We start from the raw sequence: 6075 nt of genomic DNA on the forward strand, positions 1-6075 counted from the left end.
TGTTATTCAGTTTTTAGAGTACTAACTCTAAATAAAGATTATGCGGTTATTACAGCAAAGAGGATACACCTGTTCCCATTCCGAACACAGAAGTTAAGCTCTTTAGCGCCGATGGTACTTGGTGGGAAGCTGCCTGGGAGAGTAGGACGTAGCCGCGTAATCTTTTTTATTTTACGTGGATTTAAGTGGTGGTTGATATTTAGTTTGCGCTTGGGTCATAAAGCTGAGAAGATGCTTTAAATGACCACTTCGCTGCAAACTAAATATCAACCACTTTTTGTTGTGTAAAATAAAAAAGGATTACGCTTGTACGATATGAGATAAAGAGATAAGGGAAGATGCTTTGAATGAAAACTAAGTATCAACCACTTTTTGTTGTGAAAAATAAAGAAGGATTACGCTTGTACGGTATGGGGTTAAATAAAAAAAGAAGATAAAAAATTTAATATAATTAAGTTAAAAGTTGAGCATATAATGATGAATAGAGATTATTTTTATATAATATAGATACATAGTAATTAAGGGGGATGTAGAGATGAAAATAAAATTAATAAAGCCAACTTTAGAATATGCTAAGGATATTATGGACTATAAACGAGAGTTTTTAGAATTAGGGGATGATTTAGCTGGATGTGGGAGCTTAAGAGAATGTTCTACGGCTAAAGATTGGATTGATACAATTAACTTACTTGAAAGTGAAAAAACTTGTCCATCAGACAAGGTAACTTCTAATTTATACATAGCTGTAAGGCTAAGAGATAATAAAATTGTTGGAATCATTGATTTAAGACATCATATTAATCACCCGGTACTAAGTTTATGGGGTGGTCATATAGGTTACTCTGTTCGTCCGAGTGAAAGGAAAAAAGGATATGCAACAGAGATGCTTAAACAAAATCTTGTAAATTGTAAGTCATATGGACTTGATAAAGTGCTTATAACTTGTAACCATGATAATATAGGCAGTGAAAAAGTTATAATTGCTAATGGAGGAGTATTTGAAAAAAATGTAGAGGTTGATGGAAATATTATAAAACGTTATTGGATAAAATTATAAAATAGGAGAAATTTAGATGAAAAATCATATCATGACTTTAAATAATGACTGTTTTACATTAATAAAAAATGGAATGAAGACGATAGAGATGAGATTATATGATGAAAAGAGAAAGACAGTATTAAAGGGGGATTATATTACTTTTATTAATAATGGTAATTGTAAAAATCATTTAAAAGTTAAAGTTCTAGAAATATATAAATATAAGAATTTTAATGATCTATATAAAAAATTTAATAAAATTAAACTTGGATATAGTTATGATGATTTTGCAGCTCCTGATGATATGGAACAATATTATTCTAAGGAAGATATAAAAAGATATGGGGTAGTGGGTATTGAGATAAAAGTTGTTAATGAGTAAACTTATGTTTAAATAATAGAATTAAATATTTAAAAGTATACATATAAATAAAAACTGTTCATGAAATTGAAGTGAAATTTTCCTGAACAGTTTTTTATTTTAAGTAAAATTAATTTATATATTTTTATAAAGACTCAGCAAGTTTTATTATTCTTTTTAATCCTTCTGTAAAAGAAGATTCACTACAAGCATAAGAAATTCTTATATAATCATCCATTCCAAATGCTATTCCTGGAACAGCAGCAACTTCATACTCATCTAATAGCTTATTACAAAATTCTATAGAAAAACTATCGGTATAGTTTAAATTATTTTTTACCATAGATAAATCTATAAATGTATAAAAAGCTCCATCTGGAGTTACATAATTTAATTTGTTGTATTGATTTAATATATCAACCACTTTATTTCTTCTTGAACGATATATATCAACCATGTCATTAATAGAATCAGAACAATCCTTTAAAGCTCCGTAAGCTATATATTGACTAGTTAGAGAGGGATGAGATACTAAATGTCCCTGTATTGTTGATATTGCTTTAGAAATTTCTTTGTTACTTGCAGAATATCCTATTCTTAAACCTGTCATAGCAAATGACTTAGAGAAACCATTTATAGTTATAGTTATATTTTTTATATCATTACTTAATGATGCTATAGATACAAATTTATCTTTGTAACATATTCTTTCGTATATTTCATCTGCTAGTATGTATATATTGTTCTTTATGCACACATTAGCTATTTCTAATAATTCCTCTTTTGAGTAAACTGCTCCAGTAGGATTTGAAGGATTATTTAAAAATAACATTCTAGTCTTTGAAGTAATACTCTTTTCTAAAATATCTTTAGTTAGTTTAAATTCATTTTCTTTATTTGTTTCTATAAAAACTGGATTTGCATTAACTAGTTTTATCATTTCAGGATAGCTAACCCAATAAGGTTTAGGAACTAGAACATCATCTCCAGGATTTAATATAGCTAATAAAGCATTTGTTATAGCATTTTTTGCACCACTAGAAACTACTATTTCTTCTGGAGCATAATCACAATCATTTTCTAAATTTAGTTTTTCAGATAATTCATCTCTAAGAATTTTTAATCCAGGAACTAAGTCATAATTAGTTAAGTTTTCATTTAATGAGTTTATTCCATGTTGAATTGCTGCATTAGGAACAGATAAATCTGGTTCTCCTATACTTAAATCAATTATACTTTTTCCTGATGTTTTTAAATCGCGAACTTTTGAACTTATACCTATTGTATAAGATGGTGTAATGTTATTTAATCTACTAGATAACATGTTTAATCCTCCTTTTTAAGATAGATAAGTATATTATATATTAATTTATAACAACAAAGATAACTATATAAGATTTATTGATAAATTTGTCAAAAAATGAGTGAAAAAATTATAAAAAAGTCTAAAAATTTGAACATATTAGAAATACTAATGTTCAAAAAATGTAGATAGTAATTTCAATGCTTAGAGGGTATTTGACGATTATGTACAATTTTGGTAAGCTTATTGTAGTAAAGTAATGACTTAAAGATTTTCCCTTTGACTTTGTTAAAGGGGATTTTTTTCATCCAAGCATACTATATATAGTATGCTTAATATTTGCGGATACTATATATTGTGATGAGGGGGGAATTTATTGTGATTCAAGCAGTAAAGAAAAGAGATGGAAGAGTTATACCTTTTAACTCAGATAGAATAACGAGAGCTATATTCTTAGCTGCGAGTAAAGTTGCTCAAAGAGAAGGTAGTGTAGCGGATTATAATGTAGCAGAATTATTAACTCAAGATGTAATTAAGCTATTAAATATAAAGTTTGCAACAAATACTCCTGGAGTAGAAGATATACAAGATGCTGTAGTTAAAGTTCTTATAGAAAAAGGACATGCTAAAACTAGTGAAGAATACATAATTTATAGAACTGAAAGAAGCAGAATAAGAAACTCTAAATCTAGACTTATGAAGTCTATAGGAGAAATAACTTTTGCTGATGCAGATGATGCTGACATAAAAAGAGAAAATGCAAACATAGATGGAAATACTGCGATGGGAACTATGCTTCAGTATGGAAGTACAGTGTCTAAAGAGTTTTGCAAAACTTACATGTTAAAACCTGAACATGCATTTGCTCATGATAATGGGGATATACACATACATGATATGGACTTTTTAAATATGGGAACATTAACATGCTGCCAAATAGATTTAATAAAGTTATTTAAAGATGGTTTTTCAACAGGACATGGATTCTTAAGAGAGCCAAACGATATTATAAGTTACGCAGCTTTAGCAGCAATAGCTATACAAAGTAACCAAAATGACCAACATGGAGGACAAAGTATACCTTTCTTCGATTATGGTTTAGCTGAAGGTGTATATAAGACATTTAAGAAATTATATATAAATAATATGAGCAAAGCTTTAGAGTTATATGAAGGTATAGAAGCTTTAGATAAAATAAGAGACATTGTAGCTTATGTAGAGGAAAATACAAATACTAAGGCTAGTATAAGCTTAGATGAGTCATATATAAATTTAGAAAAAATAGAGTTAATAAATAGATTAAATATAAAAGATGATGTAGCAGAAAAAGCACAAAAGTTTGCATATAAAGAAGCATATAAAGAAACAGATAGAAGCACATACCAAGCTATGGAAGCTTTTATACACAATTTAAATACTATGCATTCAAGAGCAGGGGCTCAAGTTCCTTTTTCAAGTGTGAATTTTGGAACAGATACATCTGAAGAAGGTAGATTAGTCACTAAAAACTTATTATTATCAGTAGAAAAAGGTCTTGGAAATGGAGAAACAGCTATATTCCCTATATTAATATTCAAAGTAAAAGAAGGAATAAACTTAAATCCTGAAGATCATAACTATGATTTATTTAAGTTAGCATGTAGAGTTTCTGCAAAGAGATTATTCCCAAACTTTAGTTTTATAGATGCTCCTTTTAATGCTAAGTACTATGTTGAAGGAAAACCTGATACTGAAGCTACATATATGGGATGCAGAACTAGGGTAGTTAGTAATGTATGTGGAGAAGAAGTTGTAAGTGGGAGAGGTAATTTATCATTTACAACAATAAACCTTCCAAGATTAGGAATAAAACATGGAAGTATAAATGGACAAAACCTAAATATAGACGAGTTTTACTCAGAGTTAAATGAAAAGATAGATTTAGTAGTAGACCAATTACTAGAAAGGTTTGAAGTTCAAGGGAACAAAAAGGTTAAAAATTTCCCGTTTTTAATGGGACAAAATGTATGGAAAGGGTCTGATGATTTAGGTCCTAATGATACATTAAAAGAAGTTATAAAACAAGGAACGCTAACAGTAGGATTTATAGGATTAGCAGAATGCTTGATAGCTCTTATAGGAAAACACCATGGAGAAAGTGAAGAAGCTCAAAATCTAGGTCTAGATATAATTAGTCATATGAGAGATAAAATGGAAGAAGCTAGTAAAAAATATGGATTAAACTTCTCTTTAATAGCCACTCCAGCAGAAGGTCTATCAGGAAGGTTTACTTCTATAGATAGAAATAAATATGGTGAAATAGAAGGAATAACAGATAAAGAATATTATACAAACTCATTCCATGTACCTGTATATTACAAAATAAGTTCTTTTGACAAGATAAAGATAGAAGCTCCTTACCATGAATTAACTAATGCTGGACATATAACTTATATAGAGTTAGATGGAAGTCCTTCAAATAACTTAGAAGCTTTTGAAACTATAATAAGAGCTATGAAAGAATTAGGTATAGGATATGGAAGTATAAATCATCCATTAGATAGGGATCCTGTATGTGGGTATTCAGGTGTTATACCTGGAGATATTTGCCCTGCTTGTGGTAGAAAAGAATCAGATGGAGAGATTGGATTTGAAAGAATAAGAAGAATAACAGGATATTTAGTAGGAACAGTAGATAGATTTAATAATGCAAAGAAAGCAGAAGTTAGAGATAGAATAAAACATAGTTAATATTTAAATTTAATGTTTTAATGAGGGGGAGTATACATGAAGATAAGATTAGCTTCGCCTATTACTGTAGATAGTATAGTAGATGGGCCTGGGCTTAGGGCTGTTTTATGGACACAAGGATGCATACACAATTGTAAAGGGTGCCATAATTCTAAAACTCATGATTTGCTGAGTGGGTTCGAAGTAGATACAAGCACAATATTTAAAGAGATAGAAAAACTAAAATTGCATAGAGGTGTAACTTTATCTGGAGGGGAGCCATTTTTACAAAGTGAAGCTTTAGCTGAAGTTGCAAAAACATGTAAAGATAATGACTTAGATGTATGGGTATATACAGGATATACATTTGAGGAACTTACAGATAAGAAAAACCCTTCATATTTTAATAATTTAAATTTACTTAGAAATATAGATGTTTTGGTGGATGGAAGATTTATAGAAGCTAAGAGAGATATAAGTCTTAAGTTTAGAGGATCATCAAATCAAAGAATTATAGATGTTAAGAAAACACTAGAGCTTAAGAAAATATGTTTACATGATGAATATATGAAAGAAGATTTAGGAATAGCAAAGTAATAAATTAAAAAATAAGCATAAGTTTTTACTTATGCTTATTTTTTTGCCTTTTTTCTTAAAAAGATT

General features: G+C 29.0%; 5 protein-coding genes and 1 rRNA gene. 5 read left to right on the forward strand and 1 reads right to left on the reverse strand.

Going from position 1 to position 6075, the window contains the following annotated elements; translation table 11 throughout:
- Positions 1 to 41: 41 nt before the first annotated feature.
- The 3 genes from rrf to VN21_RS13515 all read left to right on the forward strand — a co-directional run bounded on the left by rrf (position 42) and on the right by VN21_RS13515 (position 1421).
- Positions 42 to 158 (forward strand): 5S ribosomal RNA (gene rrf, locus VN21_RS13505).
- 377 nt (positions 159 to 535) lie between these two features.
- Complete coding sequence (locus VN21_RS13510; RefSeq protein WP_046823717.1) at positions 536 to 1057, forward strand: GNAT family N-acetyltransferase; 522 nt, start codon at positions 536 to 538, stop codon at positions 1055 to 1057.
- A 16-nt stretch (positions 1058 to 1073) separates the two neighbouring features.
- Positions 1074 to 1421, forward strand: coding sequence for an ASCH domain-containing protein (locus VN21_RS13515; RefSeq protein WP_046823718.1), 348 nt, complete (start codon positions 1074 to 1076; stop codon positions 1419 to 1421).
- 124 nt (positions 1422 to 1545) lie between these two features.
- Here the strand turns inward: VN21_RS13515 and VN21_RS13520 are convergent, their stop codons facing one another.
- Complete coding sequence (locus tag VN21_RS13520) at positions 1546 to 2724, reverse strand: pyridoxal phosphate-dependent aminotransferase (RefSeq protein ID WP_046823719.1); 1179 nt, start codon at positions 2722 to 2724, stop codon at positions 1546 to 1548.
- 357 nt (positions 2725 to 3081) lie between these two features.
- On the opposite strand from VN21_RS13520, the gene VN21_RS13525 reads away from it, so the two are divergent.
- Together VN21_RS13525 and nrdG are read left to right on the forward strand one after the other, a co-directional pair.
- Positions 3082 to 5433, forward strand: coding sequence for an anaerobic ribonucleoside triphosphate reductase (locus VN21_RS13525; RefSeq protein ID WP_046823720.1), 2352 nt, complete (start codon positions 3082 to 3084; stop codon positions 5431 to 5433).
- 36 nt (positions 5434 to 5469) lie between these two features.
- Positions 5470 to 6009, forward strand: a complete 540-nt coding sequence (gene nrdG / locus VN21_RS13530; RefSeq protein ID WP_046823721.1) for an anaerobic ribonucleoside-triphosphate reductase activating protein — start codon at positions 5470 to 5472, stop codon at positions 6007 to 6009.
- The last annotated feature ends 66 nt before the right edge of the window (positions 6010 to 6075 follow it).

The sequence above is a fragment of the Paraclostridium benzoelyticum genome (assembly GCF_001006285.1).
GTDB lineage: Bacteria > Bacillota > Clostridia > Peptostreptococcales > Peptostreptococcaceae > Paraclostridium > Paraclostridium benzoelyticum.